Annotated in this window: 29 protein-coding genes and 1 pseudogene; 13 read left to right on the top strand and 17 right to left on the bottom strand. The window is 72.4% G+C overall.

Going from position 1 to position 23,384, the window contains the following annotated elements; translation table 11 throughout:
- The first annotated feature begins 54 nt into the window (after positions 1 to 54).
- On the top strand, positions 55 to 1,368 hold the full coding sequence (locus DEI99_RS07840) for an MFS transporter (RefSeq protein ID WP_111041834.1): 1,314 nt from the start codon (positions 55 to 57) through the stop codon (positions 1,366 to 1,368).
- 109 nt (positions 1,369 to 1,477) lie between these two features.
- Here DEI99_RS07840 and DEI99_RS07845 read toward each other — a convergent pair whose 3' ends face one another.
- Entirely contained in the window at positions 1,478 to 2,014 is a 537-nt protein-coding gene (locus tag DEI99_RS07845; protein WP_258369405.1) for an AAA family ATPase, read from the bottom strand.
- An 89-nt stretch (positions 2,015 to 2,103) separates the two neighbouring features.
- Between DEI99_RS07845 and DEI99_RS07850 the strand changes: the two genes are divergently transcribed.
- A complete protein-coding gene (locus DEI99_RS07850) occupies positions 2,104 to 3,066 on the top strand; it encodes an AraC family transcriptional regulator (protein ID WP_111041835.1) in 963 nt (320 codons plus the stop codon).
- 95 nt (positions 3,067 to 3,161) lie between these two features.
- On the opposite strand, the gene DEI99_RS07855 is transcribed toward DEI99_RS07850, so the two are convergent.
- The 4 genes from DEI99_RS07855 to DEI99_RS07870 form a co-directional block, all read right to left on the bottom strand.
- Complete coding sequence (locus DEI99_RS07855) at positions 3,162 to 3,545, bottom strand: hypothetical protein (RefSeq protein ID WP_146247115.1); 384 nt, start codon at positions 3,543 to 3,545, stop codon at positions 3,162 to 3,164.
- Positions 3,542 to 4,846: a hypothetical protein gene (locus DEI99_RS07860; protein WP_111041837.1), complete on the bottom strand. Its 1,305-nt coding sequence runs from the start codon at positions 4,844 to 4,846 to the stop codon at positions 3,542 to 3,544. Before DEI99_RS07860 ends, DEI99_RS07855 begins: the two co-directional genes overlap by 4 nt.
- 131 nt (positions 4,847 to 4,977) lie before the next feature.
- Positions 4,978 to 5,607: a GrpB family protein gene (locus DEI99_RS07865; RefSeq protein WP_111041838.1), complete on the bottom strand. Its 630-nt coding sequence runs from the start codon at positions 5,605 to 5,607 to the stop codon at positions 4,978 to 4,980.
- A 65-nt stretch (positions 5,608 to 5,672) separates the two neighbouring features.
- A complete protein-coding gene (locus tag DEI99_RS07870) occupies positions 5,673 to 6,143 on the bottom strand; it encodes a hypothetical protein (RefSeq protein ID WP_111041839.1) in 471 nt (156 codons plus the stop codon).
- 185 nt (positions 6,144 to 6,328) lie between these two features.
- Between DEI99_RS07870 and DEI99_RS07875 the strand changes: the two genes are divergently transcribed.
- The 3 genes and pseudogenes from DEI99_RS07875 to DEI99_RS07880 all read left to right on the top strand — a co-directional run bounded on the left by DEI99_RS07875 (position 6,329) and on the right by DEI99_RS07880 (position 7,845).
- A complete protein-coding gene (locus tag DEI99_RS07875; RefSeq protein WP_220037149.1) occupies positions 6,329 to 6,865 on the top strand; it encodes a phosphoribosyltransferase family protein in 537 nt (178 codons plus the stop codon).
- A gap of 170 nt (positions 6,866 to 7,035) precedes the next feature.
- Positions 7,036 to 7,263 (top strand): annotated as a pseudogene (locus tag DEI99_RS17215) (GNAT family N-acetyltransferase); the annotation flags it as partial.
- 219 nt (positions 7,264 to 7,482) lie between these two features.
- Complete coding sequence (locus DEI99_RS07880) at positions 7,483 to 7,845, top strand: hypothetical protein (RefSeq protein ID WP_111041865.1); 363 nt, start codon at positions 7,483 to 7,485, stop codon at positions 7,843 to 7,845.
- Between the two features lie 21 nt (positions 7,846 to 7,866).
- Here DEI99_RS07880 and DEI99_RS07885 read toward each other — a convergent pair whose 3' ends face one another.
- The 3 genes from DEI99_RS07885 to DEI99_RS07895 all read right to left on the bottom strand — a co-directional run bounded on the left by DEI99_RS07885 (position 7,867) and on the right by DEI99_RS07895 (position 10,261).
- Positions 7,867 to 8,418 carry a hypothetical protein gene (locus tag DEI99_RS07885; protein WP_111041840.1) on the bottom strand — a complete coding sequence of 184 codons (552 nt, stop codon included), beginning with the start codon at positions 8,416 to 8,418 and terminating at the stop codon, positions 7,867 to 7,869.
- Positions 8,419 to 8,783: 365 nt separating this feature from the next.
- Positions 8,784 to 9,317 (bottom strand): hypothetical protein, encoded by a 534-nt coding sequence (locus tag DEI99_RS07890; protein WP_111041842.1) that lies wholly within the window; start codon positions 9,315 to 9,317, stop codon positions 8,784 to 8,786.
- 107 nt (positions 9,318 to 9,424) lie between these two features.
- Positions 9,425 to 10,261, bottom strand: coding sequence for an alpha/beta fold hydrolase (locus DEI99_RS07895; RefSeq protein ID WP_111041843.1), 837 nt, complete (start codon positions 10,259 to 10,261; stop codon positions 9,425 to 9,427).
- Between the two features lie 238 nt (positions 10,262 to 10,499).
- Here DEI99_RS07895 and DEI99_RS07900 point away from each other — a divergent pair, with 238 nt between their 5' ends.
- On the top strand, positions 10,500 to 10,814 hold the full coding sequence (locus DEI99_RS07900) for a hypothetical protein (RefSeq protein WP_111041844.1): 315 nt from the start codon (positions 10,500 to 10,502) through the stop codon (positions 10,812 to 10,814).
- A gap of 17 nt (positions 10,815 to 10,831) precedes the next feature.
- Here the strand turns inward: DEI99_RS07900 and DEI99_RS07905 are convergent, their stop codons facing one another.
- Entirely contained in the window at positions 10,832 to 11,164 is a 333-nt protein-coding gene (locus tag DEI99_RS07905) for a hypothetical protein (protein ID WP_111041845.1), read from the bottom strand.
- A 116-nt stretch (positions 11,165 to 11,280) separates the two neighbouring features.
- Here DEI99_RS07905 and DEI99_RS07910 point away from each other — a divergent pair, with 116 nt between their 5' ends.
- Both DEI99_RS07910 and DEI99_RS07915 read left to right on the top strand, forming a co-directional pair.
- A complete protein-coding gene (locus DEI99_RS07910; RefSeq protein ID WP_258369409.1) occupies positions 11,281 to 12,216 on the top strand; it encodes an AraC family transcriptional regulator in 936 nt (311 codons plus the stop codon).
- A gap of 140 nt (positions 12,217 to 12,356) precedes the next feature.
- Entirely contained in the window at positions 12,357 to 12,911 is a 555-nt protein-coding gene (locus DEI99_RS07915; protein ID WP_111041847.1) for an acyltransferase, read from the top strand.
- Between the two features lie 52 nt (positions 12,912 to 12,963).
- On the opposite strand, the gene DEI99_RS07920 is transcribed toward DEI99_RS07915, so the two are convergent.
- The 4 genes from DEI99_RS07920 to DEI99_RS07935 form a co-directional block, all read right to left on the bottom strand.
- On the bottom strand, positions 12,964 to 13,884 hold the full coding sequence (locus tag DEI99_RS07920; RefSeq protein ID WP_111041848.1) for a methyltransferase family protein: 921 nt from the start codon (positions 13,882 to 13,884) through the stop codon (positions 12,964 to 12,966).
- A gap of 99 nt (positions 13,885 to 13,983) precedes the next feature.
- Positions 13,984 to 14,130 (bottom strand): hypothetical protein, encoded by a 147-nt coding sequence (locus DEI99_RS07925; RefSeq protein ID WP_181434446.1) that lies wholly within the window; start codon positions 14,128 to 14,130, stop codon positions 13,984 to 13,986.
- 73 nt (positions 14,131 to 14,203) lie between these two features.
- The gene (locus tag DEI99_RS07930) at positions 14,204 to 15,103 is read right to left on the bottom strand and encodes an SDR family oxidoreductase (RefSeq protein ID WP_111041850.1); all 900 of its coding nucleotides are present in this window, start codon (positions 15,101 to 15,103) and stop codon (positions 14,204 to 14,206) included.
- Position 15,104: 1 nt separating this feature from the next.
- Positions 15,105 to 16,325 (bottom strand): zinc-dependent alcohol dehydrogenase, encoded by a 1,221-nt coding sequence (locus DEI99_RS07935; protein ID WP_111041851.1) that lies wholly within the window; start codon positions 16,323 to 16,325, stop codon positions 15,105 to 15,107.
- An 89-nt stretch (positions 16,326 to 16,414) separates the two neighbouring features.
- Here DEI99_RS07935 and DEI99_RS07940 point away from each other — a divergent pair, with 89 nt between their 5' ends.
- From DEI99_RS07940 to DEI99_RS07950, 3 genes are read left to right on the top strand one after another with little or no spacing between them, the layout of a single operon-like run.
- Positions 16,415 to 16,750 (top strand): DUF3140 domain-containing protein, encoded by a 336-nt coding sequence (locus tag DEI99_RS07940; RefSeq protein WP_111041852.1) that lies wholly within the window; start codon positions 16,415 to 16,417, stop codon positions 16,748 to 16,750.
- Between the two features lie 24 nt (positions 16,751 to 16,774).
- Positions 16,775 to 17,029, top strand: a complete 255-nt coding sequence (locus DEI99_RS07945) for a DUF7218 family protein (protein ID WP_502867017.1) — start codon at positions 16,775 to 16,777, stop codon at positions 17,027 to 17,029.
- A gap of 46 nt (positions 17,030 to 17,075) precedes the next feature.
- Positions 17,076 to 17,294, top strand: coding sequence for a hypothetical protein (locus tag DEI99_RS07950; RefSeq protein ID WP_071254952.1), 219 nt, complete (start codon positions 17,076 to 17,078; stop codon positions 17,292 to 17,294).
- Between the two features lie 15 nt (positions 17,295 to 17,309).
- On the opposite strand, the gene DEI99_RS07955 is transcribed toward DEI99_RS07950, so the two are convergent.
- Positions 17,310 to 17,573 carry a hypothetical protein gene (locus DEI99_RS07955; RefSeq protein ID WP_071254954.1) on the bottom strand — a complete coding sequence of 88 codons (264 nt, stop codon included), beginning with the start codon at positions 17,571 to 17,573 and terminating at the stop codon, positions 17,310 to 17,312.
- A 74-nt stretch (positions 17,574 to 17,647) separates the two neighbouring features.
- On the opposite strand from DEI99_RS07955, the gene DEI99_RS07960 reads away from it, so the two are divergent.
- The gene (locus DEI99_RS07960) at positions 17,648 to 18,610 is read left to right on the top strand and encodes an SDR family NAD(P)-dependent oxidoreductase (protein ID WP_111041853.1); all 963 of its coding nucleotides are present in this window, start codon (positions 17,648 to 17,650) and stop codon (positions 18,608 to 18,610) included.
- A gap of 60 nt (positions 18,611 to 18,670) precedes the next feature.
- Here DEI99_RS07960 and DEI99_RS07965 read toward each other — a convergent pair whose 3' ends face one another.
- On the bottom strand, positions 18,671 to 19,897 hold the full coding sequence (locus DEI99_RS07965) for a cobalamin-independent methionine synthase II family protein (RefSeq protein WP_111041854.1): 1,227 nt from the start codon (positions 19,895 to 19,897) through the stop codon (positions 18,671 to 18,673).
- Between the two features lie 82 nt (positions 19,898 to 19,979).
- On the opposite strand from DEI99_RS07965, the gene DEI99_RS07970 reads away from it, so the two are divergent.
- Entirely contained in the window at positions 19,980 to 21,011 is a 1,032-nt protein-coding gene (locus DEI99_RS07970) for an SLAC1 family transporter (RefSeq protein WP_111041855.1), read from the top strand.
- Between the two features lie 25 nt (positions 21,012 to 21,036).
- On the opposite strand, the gene DEI99_RS07975 is transcribed toward DEI99_RS07970, so the two are convergent.
- Together DEI99_RS07975 and DEI99_RS07980 are read right to left on the bottom strand one after the other, a co-directional pair.
- Positions 21,037 to 22,431, bottom strand: a complete 1,395-nt coding sequence (locus DEI99_RS07975; RefSeq protein ID WP_111041856.1) for an extracellular solute-binding protein — start codon at positions 22,429 to 22,431, stop codon at positions 21,037 to 21,039.
- On the bottom strand, positions 22,428 to 23,381 hold the full coding sequence (locus tag DEI99_RS07980; protein ID WP_111041857.1) for a carbohydrate ABC transporter permease: 954 nt from the start codon (positions 23,379 to 23,381) through the stop codon (positions 22,428 to 22,430). The genes DEI99_RS07975 and DEI99_RS07980 overlap by 4 nt, the downstream gene beginning before the upstream one ends.
- Between the last annotated feature and the right edge of the window lie 3 nt (positions 23,382 to 23,384).

The following is a 23,384-nucleotide window of genomic DNA, read 5'->3' on the forward strand; positions in this document are numbered from 1 at the left end:
TCACGCTCGTCGTGCGACCTTGCTCGGGGAGACGCGGTCTGCCAGCGTTGGCGCATGGGCGACGACGTGACCACGCTGGGTCGGGTGCCCGGGTTCCGCTCGTACTGGTCTGCTGCGACCGTCTCGTCGTTCGGGTCAGCGGTGAGCGCGGTGGCGGTCCCGGTCCTCGTGGTGCGGGTGCTGGACGCCAGTCCGTTCGAGGTGGGGCTGGTGAACGCTGCCCAGTTCCTGCCGTACGCCGTGTTCGGCCTCGTGGTCGGCGTCTTCGTCGACCGCTTCCGGCGGAAGCCGCTCCTGGTCTGGGCGAGTGTCGGTCGCGGCGTGAGCCTGGCGGCGATCCCGGTGCTCTGGTCGGTCGGGCTGTTGGACCTCTGGGTGACGGCAGCGGTGTTGTTCGTGTTCGGCATCCTGTCCGTCGTCGGCTTCGCCGCGACCCAGTCGCTCCTGCCCCGGATCGTGCCCGCTCCGCTCCTCTTGACTGCGAACGCGCGGGTGGACCAGAGCGAGGCGGCGGCCCAGACGGCGGGCCCGGCGCTCGGAGGGGTCCTGGTCAGCGTCGTGACGGCGCCGGTGGCGATCGCGCTCGACGCGGTGAGCTACTTCGTCGACGCCGTCCTCGTCGCCCGGGTCCCCGTCGTCGAGCAGGAGCGGACCCGCGACGCGGGAACGAGCGAGCAGGAGCGGACCCGCGGCGGGGGAACGAACGAGCAGGAGCGGACCCGCGACGGGGGAACGAGACTCTGGAGCGACATCGTCGACGGCCTGCGTTGGACGTACGGCCATCCGACGCTCGCTCCGCTGGCGCTGTCCACGCACCTCTGGTTCCTCGCCAACGCCGCCGGGCTGACGGTGTTCGCGATCGTCGCGCTCCGGACGCTCGCGCTCCCAGCGGCGGTGTACGGGGCCGTCGTCGCCGTCAGCGGGGTGGCGATGCTCGTCGGTGCCAGCGCCGCGCCGCGCCTCGGAGCACGCTTCGGTGCCGGTCGGACGATCATCGGCGCTCGGGCCGCGTACCCGGTCGCCTGGGCGGCGATCACGCTCGTGACCGTCGGGATCGGTGGCGCAGCACCGCCGGCGACGGTGGTGGTCCTCTTCGTCGCGTTCGCCGTGCACGGCGTCGCCGCGGGCTGTGAGAACGCGAACGAGATGAGCCTGCGCCAGACGGTCACCCCTGACGCGCTCCTCGGGCGGATGAACGGCACGATGCGCAGCGCGAACCGGACGCTCGCGGCCGCGGGAGCGGTGGGCGGAGGGGCACTCCTGACCGTCGCTGGACACGGCGTGGCCCTGCTCGCGGTGACCCTCGTGTCCGCCGGAGCCGTCGTGGTGGCCGTGTGCTCGCCACTGCGGACGGAGACGGAGCGGTAGGAAAGGGACTGCTCGTCATCGCCAGCGCACCGGTCACCTGCGGGTCGTCCCGCTCGGCGGCTGATCGATCGGATCGGACCCGACCCGACCCGACCCGACCGAGCGTGCGTCACTCTGCCGCGCCGCGTCCCCGGTCGAGCCTCGCGACGATCATCGCCGCGGTCGCCTCGGCGGTCAGGGCAGCGGTGTCGAGCCACCACCCCTGGTCGCCGAACCCGGCTCGCATCGTCCGGTCCAGCTCGTCGTACCCGTCGAAGTCGAAGCGCTCGACCGGTTCCCGGCTCGCGTTCCGAGCTCGGCACGTCGCCGGGCCCGGGGCGAGGACGACGAGCTCGGTTGGCCGGGGCGGCAGGCACGCGACGAGCCTGCCGAGGTGCGCGCGGTCCGGGACGACGCAGTCGACGACGACGTCGAACCCGGCGTCCGTGAAGTTCTCGGCGAGGGCTCCGAGGTTGCGGTGGCCGAGCTGCACCTGCCGGTCCGCTTCGGCAGCGGGCTGTCCGAGCGGCCACACGGCCCCGGAGACGATCATCCCGTCGAGCTCGTCGGCGGCCAACCGTGCGGCCCGGGGGAGCGCGGCCGCGACGGGACGGCCCACGGTGGACTTGCCGGCTCCGGGCATCCCGGTCAGGATCACGATCGACACGTCGCCATCCGACCACACGGCGGTCGATCCCGCGCCCGACAGGGAGTACCGGGCGAGGAAGCTCAGGCACGAGGTGAGAGCATCGGAGCATGACCGTCACCGAACCGGACGTCCGCCACGTCGTCGAGACGTCGGGCAGCGACCTCGACGCGGCTCGCGCGATGTTCGAGTCGGCGTACGGTGCGTCGGGCTTCCTGCCTGAGCGGACGGCGCGGCAGTTCGGGTACCGGTTCCGCGCGGTCGGCGACGCGACGCTGACGTTCGACGCGAAGCGCTTCGACGCCCGGATGGTCGGCGAGGTCGACGCGACGAGCCACTACTTCGTGACCTGGGTAAGCGACGGTGGCGGCGTGATGGACGTCGGCCGTGACGAGGTCGTGCTCGCTCCCGGTCGTCCGGTGGTGTTCCCGAGCGAGCGGGCGTTCCGCTTCGACCTCGAGAACGTGCGGCAGAACGTGGTGCAGTTCGACCGGCGGACGCTCGAGAAGGTCGCCGCCGAGCTGCACGGGGTCGAGCCGGCACCGATCGTGTTCGACCACGCGCTCGCCCCCGACCGCGAGGCCGTGCGCACCTGGAACACGGAACTCCGCGAAGCGGCCGCGGTGGTCCTCGGGCCCGCGCCGGTGACGCCCCTGGCGATGGCTGCGGCAGCGCGTCGGACGGCCTTCGCGCTGCTCCGCACGTTCCCGCACGTGACGCTCGCATCGAAGGCGCCGGTGCCGCCCACGGCGAAGGGCCGGGTGCGGCGGGCCGTCGAGTACATGCACGCCAACGCCGACACCCCGATCTCGACGACCGACGTCGCCGAGTACGTCGGCCTCAGCGTCCGCGGGTTGCAGCAGGGGTTCCAGCGACAGGTCGGCCAATCGCCGAACGCGGTCCTGCGGGGCATCCGGTTCGACCGCGTCCGCGCGGAGCTGCAGTACTCCTCGGTGGGCGAGACGACGATCGCCGCGGTCGCCCGCGAGTGGGGCTTCGCGCACGCCGGCCGCTTCTCCGCCGCGTACGCGCGGCGGTTCGGCGAGTTGCCGAGCGAGACGCTCCGTCGCTGACCGGCGGGGGTCGGGACCACAGGACGGACGGGAGGCACGGTGCCGGCTGGCACCGTGCCTCCCGTCCGTCTCCCGGTCGCGTCCGCGATCCGGGCTCAGGCGCTCGTGGTGAGCCGCAGGACCAGGACCGCCAGCGCCGTCAGCGCGACGACCGCTGCGATCCCGAGCACGGGGGACCACGCGCCGGTGCGGCCCTGTCGCGACCGGCGGATCCCGACGACCGCGCCGACGGACACGGCTGCGATGCCGCCGAAGGAGGTCAGCCCCTCGCTGACGAGCCACCCGGCGTTCGAGCAGCCCGTCCGCGGGAACTCCCAGCACATCGCGTAGGCGCGGAGGTTCAGGTCGAACACGAACAGGGCGCAGCCGAGCACCACGACGACCCCGGCGACCGCGAGGGCCCAGGTGAGGACGAGGTCGAGGCGGGACGACCAGCGGCTGCGGGGTGCTCGTGACCGCACGTCGTCGTCCTCCGTCACGGGTGGCTCCGCGTCGCGCCTGCCCATGCTCGCCCTTCGAGGTCGAGGTCCGGGTACACGGCGAGCATCCGGTCCGGCACGACCTCCCAGGTCGAGCGGTCCTCTTCCGCGGCGCGCAGCGACGCCATGGCGGGGTACTCACCGGCGAGTCCGGTCGGCCAGTCCTCCGGCGGGTGCTCGTGGGTGCGCTGTGCACGGCCGGACCGCTGCAGTTCGAGGCGGTGTGCCTCGGACAACGGCCGGAGGGCACCGGCCGCAGCGAGCCACGCGACCACCCGGTCGACGGCTCCCTCGGCGAGGGCCAGGCGCGGAGACGTGCCGACGGAACGCCACGCGAGTTCCTCCGCGAACGCCGACGCTGCTGCGCCGGTCGAGATCATCCAGGGCACGACGAAGTCCGGACGCCGCGGACCCCGGCCGTTGACCTCGTCGGCGAGGGTCGGGGCCTCGGCGACCTCGGCGAGCACTCGTGCCTCGGCGTGCCGGAACATCCACGTCGTCTCGTCGTCGTCGTCGTCCGGGTAGGGCTCGGTTGCCCGTCCCGTAGCGAAGACCTGCCGTTGTCCCGGGATGACCCGGTCACGCAGGGCGAGCGAGCGGTTCGCGAGGCCGAGCGCGACGGCGAGTTCCTCGACCCGACGCTTGACCTCGTCACGGGTCTCCCACGCGACGGCGACCCCGGCACCGACCGGGTCGGGGACGTCCCAGTCGCGGACGCGCGTGTACGTCGGTACCCGGAACGACCGGGCGCAGCCGATGCGGACCACCAGGTCGGCGCGCTCCACCAGACCGGGGGAGGCGCGATGCACCGGTCGTGTCGGGTCGAAGGCCGCCTGGTCGAGTCCCATGACGAGGAACGCCTCGTTGCGTGCTGGCGGTGGTGTCGAGGCAGGGTCCGGCGCTGCCGCCGCCGCGACGATGCGGTGCGTCCCGAGCGTCAGCGCCTGCAGGTACGCCGCCGCCATCCGGCTCCGCCCGATCCCGCGAGGGCTGACGAACAGCACCGACCGGACGCCCGCGAGCTCGGCACCGGCCGCCGCCTCCGCGACGGCGGTCGCGTCGCCGTCACCGAACGGGTCACTGAACCGGCGCGACGACCGCACCTGCCGCACGAGCGCCACCGCGAACCAGCCGACGAACGCGAGACACGCAGCACCGATGAGGTACCCGAGGACCACGGACAGCACGGACGACCATCCGTCCAGGTGTCCTGCTCGGTCGGTGGCGACGACGATCGACCCGATCCCGATGGCTGCGAGCACCGCGGCCGCGAGCACGCCCTTCCGTTCTGCCGACGTCACACGTCCACGACGACCGTCCTCGTGCACCGCGACCCGCCCTCTGGAACCCACCTCGAGTTCCTCGGTCCCATGCTGGCGGAGCGCTCCGGTGCGCACGACCCCGCGTCGGAGGGGTACCGGCACCGTGGTGGTCAGTCGAGGAAGCCCGCCGCGCGGAACGCCCGGTCGTAGATCGCCCGGACCACCGCTTCCTTCCGGGCGTTGTAGTCCATGACGCGCTGCGCGGTCCCGTGCGCGGCGGCACGCTTGGCCGCCGCGTACCGTTCCCGGTCGGCGGCGTCCGTGCGCAGCCAGTCGCGGAACACGACGTGCTTGACGAGTTCGGGGCTGTCCGGGCCGAAGACGTGCACGTTGGTGGCGACGCCCCGGCCGTCGGACGCGTCCGCGCCGACGGGGTGGACGCCGCGCACCAGACGGTGCTCGTGCCACCACGGTTCCCGGACCGTCAGCACGAAGCCGGCGTCCTGCAACCGGGGGAGCCAGCCGTCCTCGGCCCCGGGGTCGGCGACCGTGAGGTCGAGGTCGATCACCGGTTTGGCGGGCAGGCCCGGCACGGCCGTCGACCCGACGTGCTCGATGCGGACCGCTCGCGTGCCCAGCGCCGCGCGGATCCGGTCGGCGATCCGCTCGGCCATGTCCGGCCAGGTCGCGTCGTACTCCACCACCTCGATGGCGGTGGGCGTCGGCTCGACCACCCACGGGCTCGCCCCGGCGGGCACCGGGGGTTCGTCGAAGCGCAGGATCTCGTCACGGCTCGGCACGCCGGAAGCCTAGCGACCTCGACCCGCTGCGCCGGAGCGCGCCCGGGCGCTGCCGACACCCCGGGTCAGCGGCTGTCGCCGATGCCCCCACCGACCCAGGTCGACTGCAGCGTGTCGTCGGTGAGGCTGCAGGTGTAGATCGCGTACGGGTCGTCGTGCCCGTCGAGGAACTCGAAGGGGTAGACGAGCTGGTAGTGCCCGTTGGCAGCCGTGTACCCGGACGGGTCCTCGGTGAACGTCAGTCGCACGCCGGCGTCGGCGGCGCCGGTGCTGCACTGCTCGTAGATGTGTTGCGCGAGCGCCGAACCGGTGGGGCTCGACGTCGGGCGGGACGTGGGCGTCGGAGTCGGCGTCTCCGGCACGGTGGTCGCGGTCTCGGAGGGAGTGGGAGTCGGGGTCGACGTCGTGACGTCGGTGGCCTCCGTCGTGGAGGCCGAGGGCGCCGGTGTCGGGTCCGCCGACGAGCACGCGGTGAGGGCGGCTGCGACCGTCAACACGGTCAGGACGGTTCCGGCGAGTCGGACGGGTTTGTTCACGGTTGCTCCTCGTGTCCAGGTGTGTGCAGGGACGACGACGGACGAACGTGCATCCTGATCCCCCAGGCACTCGGGCTTCGGCACGGCGCCACACCCGATGTCCTCGAAGATCGTCCTGTCGCCTGCTGGAACCCTGAGAGCAGGAGGAGCCCGTGGTCGCCCCGCTGCTCGGTAGCGTGGCCCTCGTGATCGACGACGAGGCGGTGGACCGTGGGCGTGCGGTCGTGCTCGACCAGTTCCGGTGGATCGACGGGGCGGCCGACACGTGGACGATGCTGGGCTCGGGAGCGGGGCTCGCGGCGATCGTCGGAGCGCTCGCCGCGTCGGCGGGTGCGGCTTCCCCGGACGTCGTCGTCGGCATCGAGTCGCGGGGCTTCGTGCTCGCTCCCGCCGTCGCACTGGCGCTCGGCGTCGGGTTCGCCCCGGTCCGCAAGGACGGCGCGGTGTTCCCCGGTCTGCTCGTCGCGCGGCGCACCGAGGTCGACTACCGCGGCAACCGCCGGACGCTCTCGGCGCGGCGGGACCTGTTCGCTCCGGGGCAACGGGTCGTGCTGGTCGACGACTGGATCGAGACGGGGAGCCAGGCGTCCGCCGTCGCCCGCCTGGTCGAGGAGTGCGGGGCCGAGGTGGTCCTGGTGGTCGTGGTCGTCGACGAGACGGATCCAGCGACGCGCGCGGGCCTGCCGCCGATCACGAGCCTCGTGCGTGCTGCCGAACTGTGACCCGTGGCGGTCCGGCCGCCCGGGGCGGTAAGATACGGGTACGAAACCTCCACCGCTCGCGGTGGAGGTTTTCTCGTGTGACCACTCCGACAGCAGCCCTCACCGTCAACCGAGCCGACGCTCGGGACCGACCCGTGCTCGAACAGCTCTGGACCATGTTCCGGCACGAGATGTCCGCGTTCACCGCGGCGCTCCCCGACGCGCACGGGCGGTTCCGTCAGGAACGCCTGGACGCCGGACTGGAGCGTTCCGACCGCGCCGTGCACCTGTTCCGTCTCGGGTCCCACCCCGTCGGACTCGCGGTGCTGCGCGGCCTGGACGCCGACGAAGGCGTGATCAGCAGCTTCTTCGTCGTGCACGGCGCGCGCCGGTCGGGCATCGGCCGGCAGGCGGTCCGTCGCCTGACAGGACAGCGTCCCGGACGCTGGTCCGTCGCGTTCCAGGACGCCAACACCGTCGCGTCGGCCTTCTGGCGGTCCGTGGCCGCGGAGGCCGACGACGAGTGGGTGCTCGAGCACCGGGCCGTGCCCGGGCGGCCGGAGCTGGCCCCGGACGCCTGGGCGTCCTTCACCGTCCGCGTGTCGGGTCCCGCGGCCGACAGAACCTACCCTGGGGGGATGCTCTCCCGACGTGACGCCGCGATCCGACTCGACATCCCGATCGAGATGGCGGTCCACCACGGGATCCCGGCACGGCTCAGCGAGGCCGAGCTCGATGCGATCGACCAGGACCCGCCGGCGTGGCTCGCGCAGTCCCGGGCGAACCGGACCGGTGCCAAGAAGGTGTGGACCCGCCTGGAGTGCGTCGTCTGCGGTTACGCGGAGTCGGCGAGGCCGAAGAAGTGGTGGCCCGAGTGGGACTACCTGATGTGCGACTACCACGCGCCCTACCAGGCACCCGAACCCACCGCAGGGCTCACCCGCCGCGAGGTCGAGGGCGTGGGGAGTCGTTTCGTGGCGCTGGTGGACGAGCGGCCCTGATCGTCTCACGGCCGTCCGCCGTCACCCGTCGAGCAGCACCCGTCCCCGCACCGGCCGCCGCAGGAGCACCAGGTCCTCGGGCAGCCGGTCGGCGGCGACGGTGAAGACCTCGGATCCGAGGTCGCCGAAGCCCGCGACGCCGTCGGGGAAGGCGTGCACACGCAGGGCGTACCGCACGCCATCGACCTCGACCGCTCGGATCGGCCACACGTCCTGATCGGGCAGGCGGGCGCCGAGCGCATCCGCCTCGACGTCGACTGCGCGGGCCGCAGCGAGCGCTGCGGGACGCTGGTCCTCCGACTCGATCGGTGGCAGGCGCGCGGCGAGGAACGCCCGGGCTGCGCTCGCAGCGAGCGTGAGCGCATCGGTGGCGACGCCGTGCGCGAACCCCTCGTCGGTCAGGCGTTCGCCCGTCCGGACGATCGTGCGCACGGTCATCCGCACCGGGCCGAGATCATCGTGCAGGGTCGCGGTGACGCCGGTGTCCGGGTCCGTCGTCGACCACTCGACCACCTCGGCCGTCGTCGCCCCGGCGGGGACGAGTGCGGTGGTCAGCGCTGCGTCGTGGTCCATCGCCGCAGTCTGCTCCCCGTGTCCCGCACGGGGCAACGGGTCCGGTCCGTGAAGGCGGCACCCGGGCCCGTGACACCGAGGCCCGCGGCACCCGGGCCCGCGACACCGAGGCCCGCGACACCCGGGCCCGCGGCCGCGGCCCCCACGACCGCGGCCGCGTCCACCCGGATTCCCCGCACGGCTCCACTGTCCCGCGGGGCTGCCCCGGGTGCATCCGCCTGCCGGGGGAACTGTGTCGCCGGACACACGGTCCCTGCGGCGGATGCGGGACCGTGTCCGCGCGCACGGTGTTGATGCGCACGGTGGTGATGCGCACGGTGTCGGTGCGCACGGTGTTGATGCGCACGGCGTCGGTGCGCCGGGCGTCAGTGCGCCTGGTCGAGGTCGACGCGCGCGCGTGCCGTCGACGGGCCGCCGCACTGCTCGGACCCGCCGACACGGGTCCACCGCAGGGTCACCTCGGCTGTCCGGAGCGTGCCGCCGCGTTCGTCGAGCAATGCGACGCGCGCCTGCGCCGGTGCGTCGGCGATCCCGACGATGCGCCAGACATCGCCGTCGTGCTCCGTGGCGGGGAACAGCGGAGCGGCAGGCCCGGGTGTCCCCGTCGGCGGTGCGGCCGGCGTTGCGGCGCCCGGTCGCGGCGCCGCTGCTGCGTCGCTCGGCGCGAGCGGAGCGTCGTCCGACGGCGCGAGGGACGGCGCGGTGGTCGGCGTGCACCCGGCGCCGGAACAGTACGCGATCCGTGCGACGCGGTCGGCCTCGGCACCCTCGAGCCGCAGCTCGACGGTGTTCGTGTACCCGATCGCCGGGCACGCCGTCCCCGGCCCGAGCGCGCAGCCGCCCGTCACCGCGAGGAGCAGCGCCGCCCCGACCGTTCCGAACCCCCGAGCCGTCCGCACGGCTCCAGGATGCCCCACGTGTTCCGTGCACACCAGGGGGTCGACCCCGGACACGCAGGAGACGTCGGGTCCTGGGGCGGACCCGACGTCTCCTGGTGGTGCTGGTGCTACTTCTGCAGGAACTCCAGCACGACGCGGTTCCACTCGTCCGGGTGGCTGACGTTCACGCCGTGCGGGCCGCCCGCGACGACGTGCAGCTCGGATCCGGCGATCGCGGCGTGGGTGCGGGCACCGGACCCCTCGAAGGGCACGGTGGCGTCGCCGTCACCGTGGATGACGAGCGTCGGGACGGTGACCTTCGGCAGGTCCTCGCGGAAGTCGGTGTTCGCGAAGGACGCCATGGCCTCGAGGGCGGCGGTCTTCGACGCCTGCTTCGCGAGAGCCAGGGCCTCCTGACGGTCCTGCTCGGAGACGACCAGGGTGCCGTCGACCGAGAAGAAGTCGGTGGTGAACTGGTCGTAGAAGGCGTCCGCGTCCTTCGTCAGGCCGGCCGTCATCTCCTCGGCCTGCGACTTCGGCAGGGGGCCGTCGGGGTTGTCCGACGTCTGGAGCAGGTACGGCGGGACCGCCGAGGCGAAGACGACGCTGTGCACCCGCTCGGTGCCGTACTTGCTGAAGTAGCGTGCGACCTCGCCGCCGCCCATCGAGAAGCCGACCAGGGTGACGTCCTGCAGGTCGAGCTCGGTGAGCAGGGTGTGCAGGTCCTCGGTCAGGTGGTCGTAGTCGTAGCCGGTCTTCGGCTTGTCGCTGCGCCCGAAGCCGCGGCGGTCGTACGTGACGACCCGGTAGCCGGCGTCGACGAAGGCGGGGACCTGCTTGCTCCAGGACTCGCCGGACAGCGGCCAGCCGTGGATCAGGACGACGGTGCGGCCGGAGCCGCCGGTGTCGTCGACGTGCAGGTTGGTGTCCTTGAAGAGCCCGTGGTGGGCGGTGATCTCGGTCAAGATGCGTTCCCTTCCCGCACCGCACGGAACGGCGGCGCCCTTCTGTTCGTACCAGCGGGGAGCCGAGAGCAGTACGGGAACCGGACACCGCCGGTGGCGCTGCACCGCGGGGTGCGGGGGCCCTGGGGGACTCCGTCGGTCGAACATGTGTGCCGCTCACCCGCGGCGGCCTACTGTTCGGGGGGATCCGGAACCCGTCACCGTGGCGGGCGCTCCTCGTCACCAGGGAGCCGCCACCGTGAAGTACCTCAACTACGCGGGCACCGTCCGTGTCCTGACCGGCGACGCGATCGCCGAGGCGGTCATGCGCTACGCCGCGGCGCTGCACCAGAGCCGGCTGAGCGACGTCGTCTCCGTCCCGACGGTCGACGACTACGGATCGGCCGCCACGGTCGAGGTCCTGCTCGCTCCGGCCGTCGCGGTCGCGGTGGAACCGGCGCCGGACGACGACCTCGAACCCGACGGCGACGCGTTCCTGCGCGAGATCACCAGCCGTACCGAGTCCGTGCTGGCCATCGGTGTCCCCGTCTCCCGGTCCGACTTCGGCCGGTGACGACGCCGACCGGGACGCTACGGGCGCCGGTCGTCCGGCAGCAGGTCGTCCCGCTGGTCCGCGTGGATCGGGTCGTGGTGGGTGAAGGTCGCCGCAGCGGCCTGCAACCGCGCCACGAAGTCGCCGTTCTCCAGCTCGAGCTCGTCCTCGTCGGCGTCCTCGACGACGAGTTGGCTCGACGGCCCGATGAGCACCTTCGTCGTCGTCATGGTGCCGTCGGCGGCCACCGCGGGGATCGCGATCGTGTCCGCTCGGCTGCCGCCGGCGAGGGCCGCGGCGTACTCGATCACCGCGTCGGCGACGTCGTCGCTCGTCAGGATCGTCGAACGGTCGTACTGGATCGTCTTCATGGGTGGTGCCTCCGGAACTCCATCCTGTCCACCGCCCCCTCACGCGGACCCAGGAACGCCCTGCGGTGTGCGTTGCGCGGATGGCGACATGTCGCGAGGATCGTCACGTGCCCGAGATGATGCACCGCTCCCAGCGGGAGATCACGACCGCCGAACCCTCGGCCGCCGCCGAGGCATTGTCGCGCACGTACACGACGCACGACCTCGTCGTCGTGGCGGGTTCCGGGCCGTTCGTCTTCACGGAACGGGTCCGCGGCACGGCGCTGCTGTCCCTCGGGTCGACCGGGTGCTCCGGCGTCCTGAGCGGGTCCGTCGAGGCCGGGACGACGATGATGATCGTCTGGCTGAAGTCCGGCTCCGCGGTCGTCGACGACGAGCCGGTGCCGATCGGGCGGCCCGTCCTGTACCGACAGGAGCCGCAGCGCTTCCGGTGGGAGGACTTCCAGCACGACGTCCTGCGCATCGACCGGACGGTCGTCGAGCAGGTCGCCGCCGAGCGCGGGGACTGGCGGCCCGGGCCGCTGCGGTTCCGACCGCACCACGTGCCCGAGGGGCCGGCGCTGGCGGCGTGGTGGCTGACGGTCCGCTCCGTCGCCGAGCACGTGCTGCGCGGGCCGAGCGAGGTGTCGGCGGCCCGCGAGCACGAGCTGGCCCGGTTCGCCGCGGCCGGGCTGCTCACGGCGATCCCGCACTGGCCGGTGGGGCGGCATGAGCCCGCCCTCGCCTCGACGGCGCGGTTCGCCCGAGCCGAGACCTTCCTGCTCGACCACGCCACCGAGTCGATCACCGTCGAGGAGGTCGCCGCGGCGGCGGGTCTGAGCGTCCGCGGCCTGCAGGCCGCGTTCCAGCGGCACCACGGGATCACGCCGACGATGTACCTGCGGCGGATCCGGCTCCTGCTCGCCCGTGAGCAGTTGCAGGCCGGCGGCGACCGCAGCGTCGCGGAGATCGCCCGGGCGACCGGCTTCGCGCACCTCGGCCGCTTCGCCGGCAGCTACCGTGAGGAGTTCGGCGAGCTCCCGCGCCAGACCGCGCAGGCCGCCCGCGACTGACCGGCCGCGGACCACACCTCGGCGGGGTACCGCAAGGATCGCGCAACCGCGGAGGCCCCCGATGGCCGGTCCGGTGGCCGCGCCCGTACGGTGCCGCAGTGGGCGTCCGACCGGCGGCGTCCCGACCCTGCGGAGGCCGCATGACCGCCACCACCCATCCCGGCCTCGGGTCCCGGCTGCGCGAGGACGTCGCGTACGCCCGCGAGCACCTGCTGCTGACCGCGCTCCTCGGCTCGCCGCTGCTGCCGCGCGTCGCCCGGCGCGGCCTGCTCACGGCGGTCGGCGCGCACGTCGAGTCGGGGCCGGGGGCCGGCTTCTCGCTCACCGGCGACCCGCGCAACCTGACGATCGGCCGCGGGGTGTTCTGCAACCGCGGCGTGACGGTCGAGGCGGTCGCACCGGTCACGATCGGCGTGGGCACCGCCATCGGCATGCAGGTGCTCATCATGACGAGCCACCACGCGATCGACGACCGCGGCCGGTGGGACGACACCGCGTCGGCACGGCCGGTGGTGATCGAGGAGCACGTCTGGCTCGGCGGCCGCGTGACGGTCGTGCCCGGCGCGCACATCGAGCACGACGTCGTCGTGGCCGCCGGCGCGGTGGTCGTCGGGCGCCTCACGGCGCACGGCGTCTACGCCGGGGTGCCCGCCCGACGGATCCGCGACCTGCCGGGTCCGGACGCGACCCGCTGAGGGTCGGGAGGCCCGGCGCGACGCCGCCACGGGCCTCCCGTCCGTCGGGTCGTCACCGCACGGACGACGGGACCGGTGGTCGGGGGACCCAGCAGCGCACCTGCGCAGCGTAGCGCCGGAAGTCGTCGCCGAAGCGACGCTCGAGGTCCGCCTCCTCGAGCGGGCGCACCACGCAGTTCCACACGACGGAACCGGCGACGGCGTAGACGACGACGAGCCACGAACCGAACAGCAGGCCGACCGCGACGCCCTGCGTGATGCCGGCGAGCGCCATGGGGTTGCGGACGGACCGGTACGGGCCGGCGACGACCAGGCGGTTCGCCGACGCGGACGGCAGGGGCGTGCCGTCGCCGAGCGTCGACATCACGGCGGCCGCGGCGATGCCGAGGGCGCTCGCACCGAGGAGCACGACGACACCGAGCACCGTGGCTCCGGTCCGGACGGCCGGGGGGAGCGGTGGGTGGAGCTGCCAGCGGTGCTCCGCGGCCGCGACGAGGAGCGGGAACACGCCGAGGAACAGGCCCCAGAACACGACGATCTGCAGCACGGTCCCGCGCACGTGGCGGGATCGCGGGGCCTGCGGGTCGGCGGTCGCGAACCGCAGGGGACCGGACGTCACCCACTCGGTCGGCACACGGCCGAGCATGACCAGGCACAGTGCGAGCACCGACCCGACGGCCGCGGCGGTCATCACCAGGACGCCCCAGCCGGCCTCACGCGTGGCGGTCGCCCAGCAGGCCAGGGCAGCGAGCACCAGCACGGTCCAGCCGGTGGTCACCACGGCGGCCCACCGCAGCCCCGCCGCAGCCAGCGCCGAGGCGACCACGAAGAGCGGGACGTCGACGACGGCCACCGTGACGGGGTCGAGCGACCCGAGCGTCAGTTGCCGGACTGCCGGGACCAGGGCGACGGCGAGCCACCAGACCGCTCCGCCCGCGGCCTGCAGCGCGAAGTACCGCCGACCCCAGGACATGGCTGCACCGTAGCAGCGCGGTGGCTGCCGGACGGACGAACGGGAGGCGCGGTGCCGTCCGGCACCGCGCCTCCCGTTCCTCGCGTGGAGCGTCCTCGGTCAGTCCTGACCGTTGATCTGTCCGAGCCACCGTCCGAAGGACGGGGTGCGCTCGTCGCGCAGGCTGGACAGGGCCGACTTCGGCAGGCAGGTGCGGTCGTCGTCGATCCCGGCGCTCTTGTGGAGGTCGTGGAGGTCGAGGCTCATGGTGTGCTCCTTCGCGTTCGGTGCAGTGTTCGACACCGGGCGGGCGGTTTCCATTCCCACCCGGTGCTGGTGGTCAGGGGGTGACCATGCCCCCGTTGACGTTGAGCGTCTCGCCGGCCACGAAGCTCGACTCCTGCGAGGCGAGGAACACGTACGCCGGTGCGAGCTCGGCCGGCTGGCCGGCGCGGCCCATCGGGGACTCGCTCGAGCCGAACTCCGGCAGTGTCGACGGGTCGACCCCGCCGCTCGGCTGGAGCACGGTCCACGTCGGGCCCGGGGCGACGATGTTCACGCGGATGCCGCGCTCGACGAGCAGCTGCGACAGCCCCTTCGAGAAGTTGTTGATCGCACCCTTCGACGCCGCGTAGTCGAGGCGATCCGCCGCCGGCTGGTAGGCCTCCATCGACGCGGTCGTCGTGATGGTCGCGCCCGGCTGCAGGTGCGGGAGCGCCGCCTTGACGAGCCGGAAGAGCCCGAACAGGTTGACGTCGAACGTGGCCTCGAACTGCTCGTCGGTGATGTCGAGCAGGTCCGGCTGCCAGCGCTGCTTGCCGGCGACGCTGACGAGCGCGTCGATGCCGCCGAGTCCGGCGACCGCCTGGTCGACGAGCTCCTGGGCGTACGCCTTGTCGCGCAGGTCGCCGGGGATCGCCACGGCGGTGCGCCCGGCGGCCCGGATCTGCTCGATCACGTGGTCGGCGTCGGACTGCTCCTCGGGCAGGTAGGCGAGCGCGACGTCGGCGCCCTCGCGGGCGAAGGCGATCGCGACGGCGCCGCCGATGCCGGAGTCGGCGCCGGTGATCAGGGCCTTCCGGCCGGCGAGCCGGCCGGTGCCGCGGTAGCTCGTCTCACCGAGGTCGGGCACCGGGTCCATCTCGGACTGGAGGCCCGGCTCGGCCTGGGTCTGCGGCTCCGGCTTGACGTCGGGGTAGCGCGTGCGCGGGTCCCCGAACTCGTACTGGTCCTCGGGCATGTCAGTTGGCCTCCAGTTCGACCTTGATCCAGCCCGGCTCGCGCCGGTCGAATGCTTCGTAGGCGTCGATCGCGGACGCGATCGGCTCGTGTTCGGTGATGAGTGCCGTCGGGTCGAACTGCCCGGCGGCGACCATGTCGATGAGCGGCGGCGTCACCGAGTGGTGGTCGCAGTTGCCCATGCGGATGGTCAGGTTCTTGAGCATCGCCTCGCCGATCGGGTACTGCTCGGCGGTGGGGCCGTAGACACCGATGATGCCGATGCGGCCGTACTTGGCGACGGCGGCGACCGCCCAGCGGGACACCTGCGACGGGCCGTCGCCGGGCTTCCACTGCTGCGCGTCGCCGTGGCCCTGCGGGGCGGCGTCGGGAGCCACGGCGGCGACCTCGGCGTCGAACGCGTCGGCCTGCTCCTGGTCCACGGCGGCGGGGCCCCGCTTCGGGCGTTCGGCGTCGACCCCGACGGCGTCGATGACGCAGTCCGCGCCGACACCGTCGGTGAGCGCCATGATCGCCTCGACCGGGTCCTCGCGGTTGTAGTCGACGACCTCGCAGTGCTGGGACAGCGCGGCCGCCAGACGGGTCTCCTCGCCGTCGACGACGATGACGCGCGCCGCACCCTGCTTGTACGCGGAGGCGGCGGCGAACTGCCCGACGATGCCCGCACCGAACACGACGACGACGTCGCCGCGGGTGACGCCGGCGAGCTCGGCGCCGAACCAGCCGGTCGGGAAGATGTCGGAGAGCAGGATCGCCTGCTCGTCGGAGACGTTCTCGGGCAGCGGGTGCATCGTGTTCCGGGCCCACGGCACGCGGACGTACTCGGCCTGCAGGCCGTTGATCGGACCGGTCGAGGCGGGGCCGCCGAAGAACGCGGTGCCGGCCTGCGGGCCGTTGCTGTTCGAGCGGTCGCACTGCGCGGTCTTGCCCATCCGGCAGTAGCGGCACGCGCCGCACGACACGGTCGAGTTGATGACGACGCGGTCGCCGGGGCTGAAGCCGCGCACGGCGTCGCCGACCTCGGTGACGACCCCGACGGCTTCGTGGCCGAGGATCGTGCCCGGCTCCATCGGTGCCATGGTGCCGCGGACGAAGTGCAGGTCGGTGCCGCAGATCGCGCTGCGGGTGATCCGGACGATCGCGTCCTCCGGGTCCTGGATGGTCGGCTGGGGGACGTCCTCGAGTCGGATGTCGCCGATGCCGTGCCACACGACTGCGCGCATGGAGTGCCTCCTGTGGATCGTTGTTCGTGCGCACCAGCGAACCAACCGCCTCTGGACCGATCCCCAGGAGTGCGGAGTTCGGTCAGGGCATGAGCGATGACGAACGGCAGACGCGCGAGGACTTCGACGCCGCCGTGAACATGACGGCAACCGAGCTCCGCCACTGGCTCGACACCGACGAGTCGAAGCAGGTCGGACAGAAGCCGTCCGGCGGCGGGGAGTCGACCGGGCACGAGAGCGGGCGCCACATCGTGCGCATCCTCGGCAAGAAGCAGGCCGAGCTCACCGACGCCGACCGCGCGCACATGCGCAAGGTCGTCGGGTACGTCGCCCGGCACGCGGCGCAGCGTCCCGACGGCGACGTGCACGACTCGCACTGGCGCTGGTCGCTCATGAACTGGGGACACGACCCCGAGAAGGACTGAGCCGTCGCGCGTACGCTTCGTGCCGTGCCCGACCAGTTGCAGAAGCCCGAGATGTACGATGCGCTGCGCGAGCAGGGTGCCTCGAAGGAGAAGGCCGCGCGGATCAGCAACGCGGCTGCCGCCCGGGGGACGAAGGCCGTCGGGCGCAAGGGCGGGGAGTCCGGCTCGTACGACGACTGGACCGTCGCGGACCTGCGGAAGCGGGCGAAGGAACTCGGGCTGACCGGCTACTCGTCGAAGCGGAAGGCCGAGCTCGTCGAGGAACTCCGCAACCACTGACCCCGTCCACGTCCGGGTCCGGACGTGTTTCCGGCAGAATGGTCACGTGAACGAGACGGGCATGCCGCGCTTCCGACGGATCTGGTCGACGATCCAGGTCGGCGTCCTCGCCGTCGCCGTCGTGTTCTGCATCGTGATGCTCGTGATCGGCCAGGGGAAGCTCGACCGCGTCTACGCCGTCGCCGCGGTGTTCTTCGGCATCGCCCTGCTCGGGCACAGCACCTACCTGTGGTTGCTGGCCCGGAACGCCCGCGGCCGTCCCTGACCCGCGCTGCTCGTCCTACTCGGCGATCCGGATCGCCAGGGGCACGAGCAGCCCGGCCACCCAGACGCACACCATCAGGAGCGCGCCGACCGCGATGAACCGTCGGCGACGCCGGAGCTTCGGGCTGCGTTCCTCGCCCCACATCTGCGCACGCACGAGCACCCGGTTCGCCTGCTCGACGACCTTCCGGACCTCGGGATCGTCGAGCTCGAGGGCACCGGAGCGGGCGTGTTCGGCAATGACCGCGGCTTCGTCGACGGTCAGGTCGTCCTTGCGCATGCCCCATCTTCGCACCGCACCCCCGACGGCGCTCCTGTGCGTGGGCGCACCGGCGAGCGCGTAGGAACGGATGCATGGCTCATCGGTACCGCGGGAAGATCGTCGTCGTCACAGGAGCATCGAGCGGCATCGGCAGGGCAGCCGCGCACGAGTTCGCCCGGCAGGGCGCCACCCTCGTGCTCGCCGCCCGCGGGCACGACTCGCTCGAGGCCGCAGCGGCCGAGTGCCGCAAGCTCGGCGCCGAGGCGGTGGCGATCCGCACGGACGTCGCCGACGAACACCAGGTCAAGGACCTCATCAGCACGACCACGACGCGCTTCGGCCGCATCGACGTCTTCGTCGGCAACGCCGCCCTGTTCGTGTACGGCCTGTTCGAGCAGACGCCCACCGAGGCGTTCAAGCGGGTCGTCGACACGAACCTCTACGGCCACCTCAACGCCATCACGCACCTGCTGCCGCACTGGAAGCAACGCGGGAAGGGCACGTACGTCCTGGTCGGGTCGATCCAGTCGCTGCTCTCCGCGCCGTACCAGTCGGCCTACGTGACGAGCAAGCACGCCGCCCTCGGTCTCGTCGACGTCCTCGGCGACGAGTTCGCGCACACCGGCATCCACTTCACCACGCTGCTGCCGTCGACGATCGACACCCCGATCTACCAGAACGGCGCGAACTACACCGGCAAGAACTCGCACCCGCTGCCCCCGACGGTCTCGGTCGAGCGTGCCGGTCGCGCCGTGGTCCGCGCCGCGACCCACCCGAAGCGCTACCGCTACGTGGGGCGGATCCAGGCCTCGCTCGTGCCGCTGCAGTACGTGTTCCCGGGCCTGTTCCACAAGATCACGAAGCCGATGGTCGAGACGTTCGCCCTGCGCGGTCGGCAGGAGCCGACGGACGGCAACCTGTACGCACCGGCCGACGCGGGCAACGCCACCGACGGCGGCTGGGTCGCGAAGCGTCGGCGGGTCACCCGTCCGCTCGTGTGGCTCGGTGCGGCCGCCGCGGTCGGCGCCGTCGTGCTCGGCCGCTCGCGCCGGTAGTCGCGGGTCACGTCGGACGGGAGGCGCGGTGCCAGCCGGCACCGCGCCTCCCGTCCGTGATCAGAACAGCTCTGCGCTCGCCCGCCGTGCGCCCTCGCCGAGGGACTCGAGCTTCGCCGCGGCGATCTGCGGGTGGATGCGTCCGCCGAGGCCGCAGTCGGTGCCGGCGATGACGCGCTCACGGCCGACGACCGAGGCGAACCGTTCGATGCGCTGTGCGACGAGGTCCGGGTGCTCGACGACGTTCGTGGCGTGGCCGACGACACCCGGCACGATGACCTTGCCGTCGGGCAGGGCGACGTCCTGCCAGACCGTCCACTCGTGCTCGTGGCGGGCGTTCGCGGCCTCGAACGAGTACGCGCCGGCGTCGATGTCGAGCATGAGGTCGACGATGTGGCGGAGCTCGATGTCGGTGGTGTGCGGACCGTGCCACGAGCCCCAGCACAGGTGGAACCGGACGCGACTCGTGTCGAGTCCCCGCAGGGCGTGGTTGAGCGCCTCGACCCGGATGCGGGTGAACGCCCGGTAGTCCTCGACGCTCGGTTCCGGGTTGATCTGGTCCCAGTTCTCGGCGATGGACGGGTCGTCGATCTGCAGCACGAGCCCGGCGTCGAGGACGATCCGGTACTCCTCGCGCAGGGCCTCGGCCCAGGCCCAGATGTGCTCCTCGTCGGTGGCGTAGTACTCGTTGGCGACCCGCGCGGCGGACCCGGGGGACAGCGCCGTGATGAAGCCGTTCGCGGCGCCCGCGGCCTCGACGGCGTGCCGGAGGTTCGCGGCGTCGGTGCGCGCGGCCTCGTGCCCGGTGTAGGCGATCGGTCCGGTCGTGGTCGGGAAGGCCGTCGCGTTCTTGCCGGTGCCGATGCCCGACCCCGGGTCGGAGTACGCCTCGCGGAAGGTCGTCCAGTCCCGGCGGTCCGGGAAGCTCGTCAGCCGGATGCGTCCGGGCTCGGAGCGGACCGGCTCCTGCGTGAAGACGTTCTCGTCGGTCAGGCTGAGACCACTGACGCGCTGGAACGAGTACCCCCACCACGCGCCGTAGTCGACGCTGTTCGACATCGCCTTGCCGAACTCGCCGTCGCCCGGCTGCGTGATGCCGAGGGCGGTCTGCCGGGCGACCACGTCGTCGACGGCCGCGCTCGTCAGCGCACGGACCTCGTCGGTGGTCTCGAGCGTGAAGCCGTCCTCGGCGACGGGCCGCGCGGCGTTCGCCGCGATGAGGTCGGGCGTCCGGGGGAGCGACCCGGCGGTGGTGGCCTGGACGTGGTCGGTGTTCTCGAAGGACATGGTGCCCAATCTGCCACGGTGCACCCCCGGCAGGGCCCGCGTGACGCCGGGAGACGATGCGGTGCGGGAGGATGGGAGACCCATGCCGACAGCACGCCCGACCTCCCGCATCCCGCTCAACACCCTCGCCGCCCCGTTCGGCCTGGCCGGCTTCGCGGAGTCCTGGACGTACGCGGCACCCGTGCTCGGGGTGCCCGACGTCGTGCCGCAGGTGTTCTGGGGAATCGCGGCGGTGGCGTGGGTCTGGTTGCTCGGCGCGCACGTCCTCCGGGGCGCCCGTGTGGCCGAGCGCCTGGTCGACCAGCTCCGGCATCCGGCGCAGGGGCCGATCGCGGCGCTCGTCCCGGCGACCGCGATGCTGCTCGGGGTCGACCTCGCTCGGGTCTGGCCGACCGGGGGCCGCGTCCTCGTCCTCGTGGCGGTGGCCGTCGCCGCCGGGTTCGCGGCCTGGTTGCTGAGCACCTGGTTCGAGGGGCGCCTGACCCTCGAGGCCGTGCACGGCGGCTACCTGCTGCCCACCGTCGCCGCCGCGCTCGTCGCCGCCGTCGCCACGCACGAGGTCGGTGTGACCGGGCTGTCCTGGGCGTGCTTCGGCGTCGGTGTCTTCTTCTGGGGCGTCATGACCGGGCTGCTGCTCATCCGGCTGTCGTTCCGCGCCGCGCTGCCCGACCCGCTCGTCCCGACGATGGCGATCCTGGTGGCACCGCCAGCCGTCGCGACGGTGTCCCTGTTCGCGCTCACCGACGACGCGCTCACCCTGCCGGTGCAGGCGATCGCCGGCCTCGGCGTGCTCATGTTCCTCGTCCAGCTCGCACTGCTGCCGCGGTACGTGCGCCTGCCGTTCTCGCTCGGCGCCTGGTCGTTCGTGTTCCCGGCCGCGGCGGTCGTGACCGCTGCCGTGGAGTGGTTCCGGGTGCTCGACCTGCCCCTGGCCGCGGTGCCGACGACCGCCCTGCTCGCGCTGCTCTCCGCGCTCGTCGCCGTGGTCGGGGTGCGGTCGCTGCACCTCGCCGCGCGCCACCTGCTCGGGCAGGCCGAGTCGGTGCTGCAGGCCGCCGACGACGAGGACGCAGCACCGGCAGCCGGACCGGCCGCAGGACCGACGGCTCGCTGACGCCGGACGACGTCCTGGGGTGCGGTCAGACCTGGACGCGGTCGTAGTCCGCCGGCAGGCGGAACGGTGCGTAGGTCTGCATCATCGGGTCGACCCGGGCCTGTGCCCGCTCGACGGCCTCCTGCGGGGTCGCGGAGCCGATCAGGACGCTCGACCGGGCGTCGGCGAGCGAGTCCCACCAGGCGCCGCCGACCGGCAGCGGCGGTCGGCAGGTGGAGTCGCCCATGCTCTCGACGAAGAACCGGATGGACTTCGCCGAGGCGGTCGGGTCGCGGAGCGCCTCGACGTTCGACGGCACGCTCGTGGCGGGCACCATGTACGTCTTCTGCCCCTGCCGCCCGGTGAAGTACTTCATGACCTCCCACACGGCACGGGTCTTCTTCGACCCCTTCGGCAGGCACAGCGCGTAGCCGCCCGACCAGGTGTACGACGGGTCGCCGGCGGACTCGGTCGGCAGGTACGACATCGTCCAGTCGAGGTCGTCGGGCCCGTAGTTGTCGAAGGTCTGGATGGTCGAGGGGACGCTCACCATGAAGGCCATCCGGTCGGCCAGGAACGCCATCTGTCCCGGCGGGTGACCGGTGGGCTCGTAGGTGGCCTTGAACGTGTCGGCTGCGCGGTAGCCGTAGCGCTCCGCCCAGTCCGCGTAGAACTCGAAGACGCGGCGGACCCCGGCGGAGTCCATCGTCATCCGTGACGCCTGCTGGTCGTAGTAGGACGCCCCGAGGCCGAGACCCCACGTGAACGGCCACCCCTCGCCGTACCAGGGCAGCAGACCGACGTGCGTGTAGTCGCTGCCGGACTTCTTCGTGACCTTCTCGCTGACCTCCCACACGCGCTCGAAGGTCGACGGGCCGTTCTGCTCCCAGTCGAACTCGTCCGGGTCGACGCCCGCGTTCCGCAGCATCCGGCGGTTCACGAACATGCCGCGGGCGTCGGTGTCGTGCGGCAGCCCGTACGTCGCGCCCTCGTACGTCAGCTCGCCGACGGTGAACCCGAGCCACTGCTGCAGGAACTCGTCCTTCGGCTGGTCCTCGTAGCGGTCGATGAGCTCGTCGATCGGTTCGATGAGGCCGATCGCGGCGTACTGCGCGGCGCTGAACCGGTCGAGCAGCCAGAGGTCCGGGGCGGTGCCGCCGCGGACCGCCGTGATGATGCTCGTCGCGTCGCCGGTGCCCTGCGACGGCACGACGTCCACCTGGACGTCGATCTCCGGGTGCAGCCGCGTGAAGTCCTCGATGACCTTCGTCTGGAACGGCACGAACGTGCCGGTGACGCCCCAGAGCGACACCCGGTTCGGGTCGCTGCTGCGGCCGCCGGAGCCGGTGGAACAGGCCGCCGCGAGCAGGGCGAGGGCTCCGGCTCCGCCCGTGGCGGCCGCTCCGCGCAGGAAGTTCCGTCGGGTGAACGCGTCGGTCATTTGAAGCTCCCGATCTGGACGCCGCGGAGGAAGCTCCGCTGGAAGAAGAAGAACAGGACGACGAGCGGCAGGATGATGAGGATCGACGCCGCCATCAGCTGGTTGAACTGGAAGTCCGCGGCGTTGTTCAGCCGGAACACCTGCAACCCGATCGACAGCGTCTGCACGCGTTCGTCCTGCAGGTAGATGAGCGGCCCGAGGAAGTCGTTCCACGCGCCGACCGCGGCGAAGATGCCGACCGTGACGAGCGCGGCCTTGGCCTGCGGGAACACGATGCGCCACAGGATCCGCCACTCCGACGCGCCGTCCATCCGCGCGGCGTCGAGCAGGTCCTTCGGGATCTGCAGCAGGAACTGCCGCAGCAGGAACACGTAGAAGGCGGACCCGAACAGGCTCGGCACGATGAGCGGCAGGAAGGTGTTGATCCACCCGAGCCGGGCGTACAGGTCGAACATCGGGATGAGCGTGACCGGGAACGGGATGAACAGCGTCGCGAGGACGACGTAGAACACCTTGTCGCGGCCGCGCCAGTCGATGCAGGCGAAGCCGTAGGCGATGACGAGGTTCGAGACCATCGAGAACAGCGTGACGGCGGCGGTGATGACGAGCGTGTTCCGGAAGAACGTGAAGAACGGCATCGCGTCGACGGCCTTGCCGAAGTTGGACCAGTCGATCCACTGCGGGAACCACGTCGGCGGGAAGGCACCGAGCTCGGTGTTCCCCTTCAGCGCCGAGATCACCATCCAGTAGATCGGCACGAGGAACAGCAGGCTCATCGCGATGAGCACCGCGCGGGCACCGATCGACGACCAGGGGGAGCGGACGGAGCCGTCCGCGTTGCGCGACCGCTCGGCGTCGCGGTCGCGTCGGCCGCGCCCGGACGGACGGACGGCCTCGAGCGACGAGGTGACGGTGCCCCGGTCGGGGTGGCGTTCGGTTCGCAGGCTCATCGG

It is taken from the genome of Curtobacterium sp. MCLR17_036 (genome assembly GCF_003234445.2).
Classification (GTDB): domain Bacteria; phylum Actinomycetota; class Actinomycetes; order Actinomycetales; family Microbacteriaceae; genus Curtobacterium.

Coding starts and splice junctions, on each gene's coding strand:
- DEI99_RS07955 (WP_071254954.1), bottom strand. CDS start 17,573: ATGCGCAAGGACGACCTGACCGTCGACGAAGCCGCGGTCATTGCCGAA.
- DEI99_RS07850 (WP_111041835.1), top strand. CDS start 2,104: ATGACCGTCACCGAACCGGACGTCCGCCACGTCGTCGAGACGTCGGGC.
- DEI99_RS07885 (WP_111041840.1), bottom strand. CDS start 8,418: ATGGACCACGACGCAGCGCTGACCACCGCACTCGTCCCCGCCGGGGCG.
- DEI99_RS07910 (WP_258369409.1), top strand. CDS start 11,281: ATGATGCACCGCTCCCAGCGGGAGATCACGACCGCCGAACCCTCGGCC.
- DEI99_RS07970 (WP_111041855.1), top strand. CDS start 19,980: ATGCCGACAGCACGCCCGACCTCCCGCATCCCGCTCAACACCCTCGCC.
- DEI99_RS07920 (WP_111041848.1), bottom strand. CDS start 13,884: ATGTCCTGGGGTCGGCGGTACTTCGCGCTGCAGGCCGCGGGCGGAGCG.
- DEI99_RS07940 (WP_111041852.1), top strand. CDS start 16,415: ATGAGCGATGACGAACGGCAGACGCGCGAGGACTTCGACGCCGCCGTG.
- DEI99_RS07915 (WP_111041847.1), top strand. CDS start 12,357: ATGACCGCCACCACCCATCCCGGCCTCGGGTCCCGGCTGCGCGAGGAC.
- DEI99_RS07840 (WP_111041834.1), top strand. CDS start 55: ATGGGCGACGACGTGACCACGCTGGGTCGGGTGCCCGGGTTCCGCTCG.
- DEI99_RS07975 (WP_111041856.1), bottom strand. CDS start 22,431: ATGACCGACGCGTTCACCCGACGGAACTTCCTGCGCGGAGCGGCCGCC.
- DEI99_RS07965 (WP_111041854.1), bottom strand. CDS start 19,897: ATGTCCTTCGAGAACACCGACCACGTCCAGGCCACCACCGCCGGGTCG.
- DEI99_RS07905 (WP_111041845.1), bottom strand. CDS start 11,164: ATGAAGACGATCCAGTACGACCGTTCGACGATCCTGACGAGCGACGAC.
- DEI99_RS07960 (WP_111041853.1), top strand. CDS start 17,648: ATGGCTCATCGGTACCGCGGGAAGATCGTCGTCGTCACAGGAGCATCG.
- DEI99_RS07880 (WP_111041865.1), top strand. CDS start 7,483: ATGCTCTCCCGACGTGACGCCGCGATCCGACTCGACATCCCGATCGAG.
- DEI99_RS07935 (WP_111041851.1), bottom strand. CDS start 16,325: ATGCGCGCAGTCGTGTGGCACGGCATCGGCGACATCCGACTCGAGGAC.
- DEI99_RS07980 (WP_111041857.1), bottom strand. CDS start 23,381: ATGAGCCTGCGAACCGAACGCCACCCCGACCGGGGCACCGTCACCTCG.
- DEI99_RS07930 (WP_111041850.1), bottom strand. CDS start 15,103: ATGCCCGAGGACCAGTACGAGTTCGGGGACCCGCGCACGCGCTACCCC.
- DEI99_RS07925 (WP_181434446.1), bottom strand. CDS start 14,130: ATGAGCCTCGACCTCCACGACCTCCACAAGAGCGCCGGGATCGACGAC.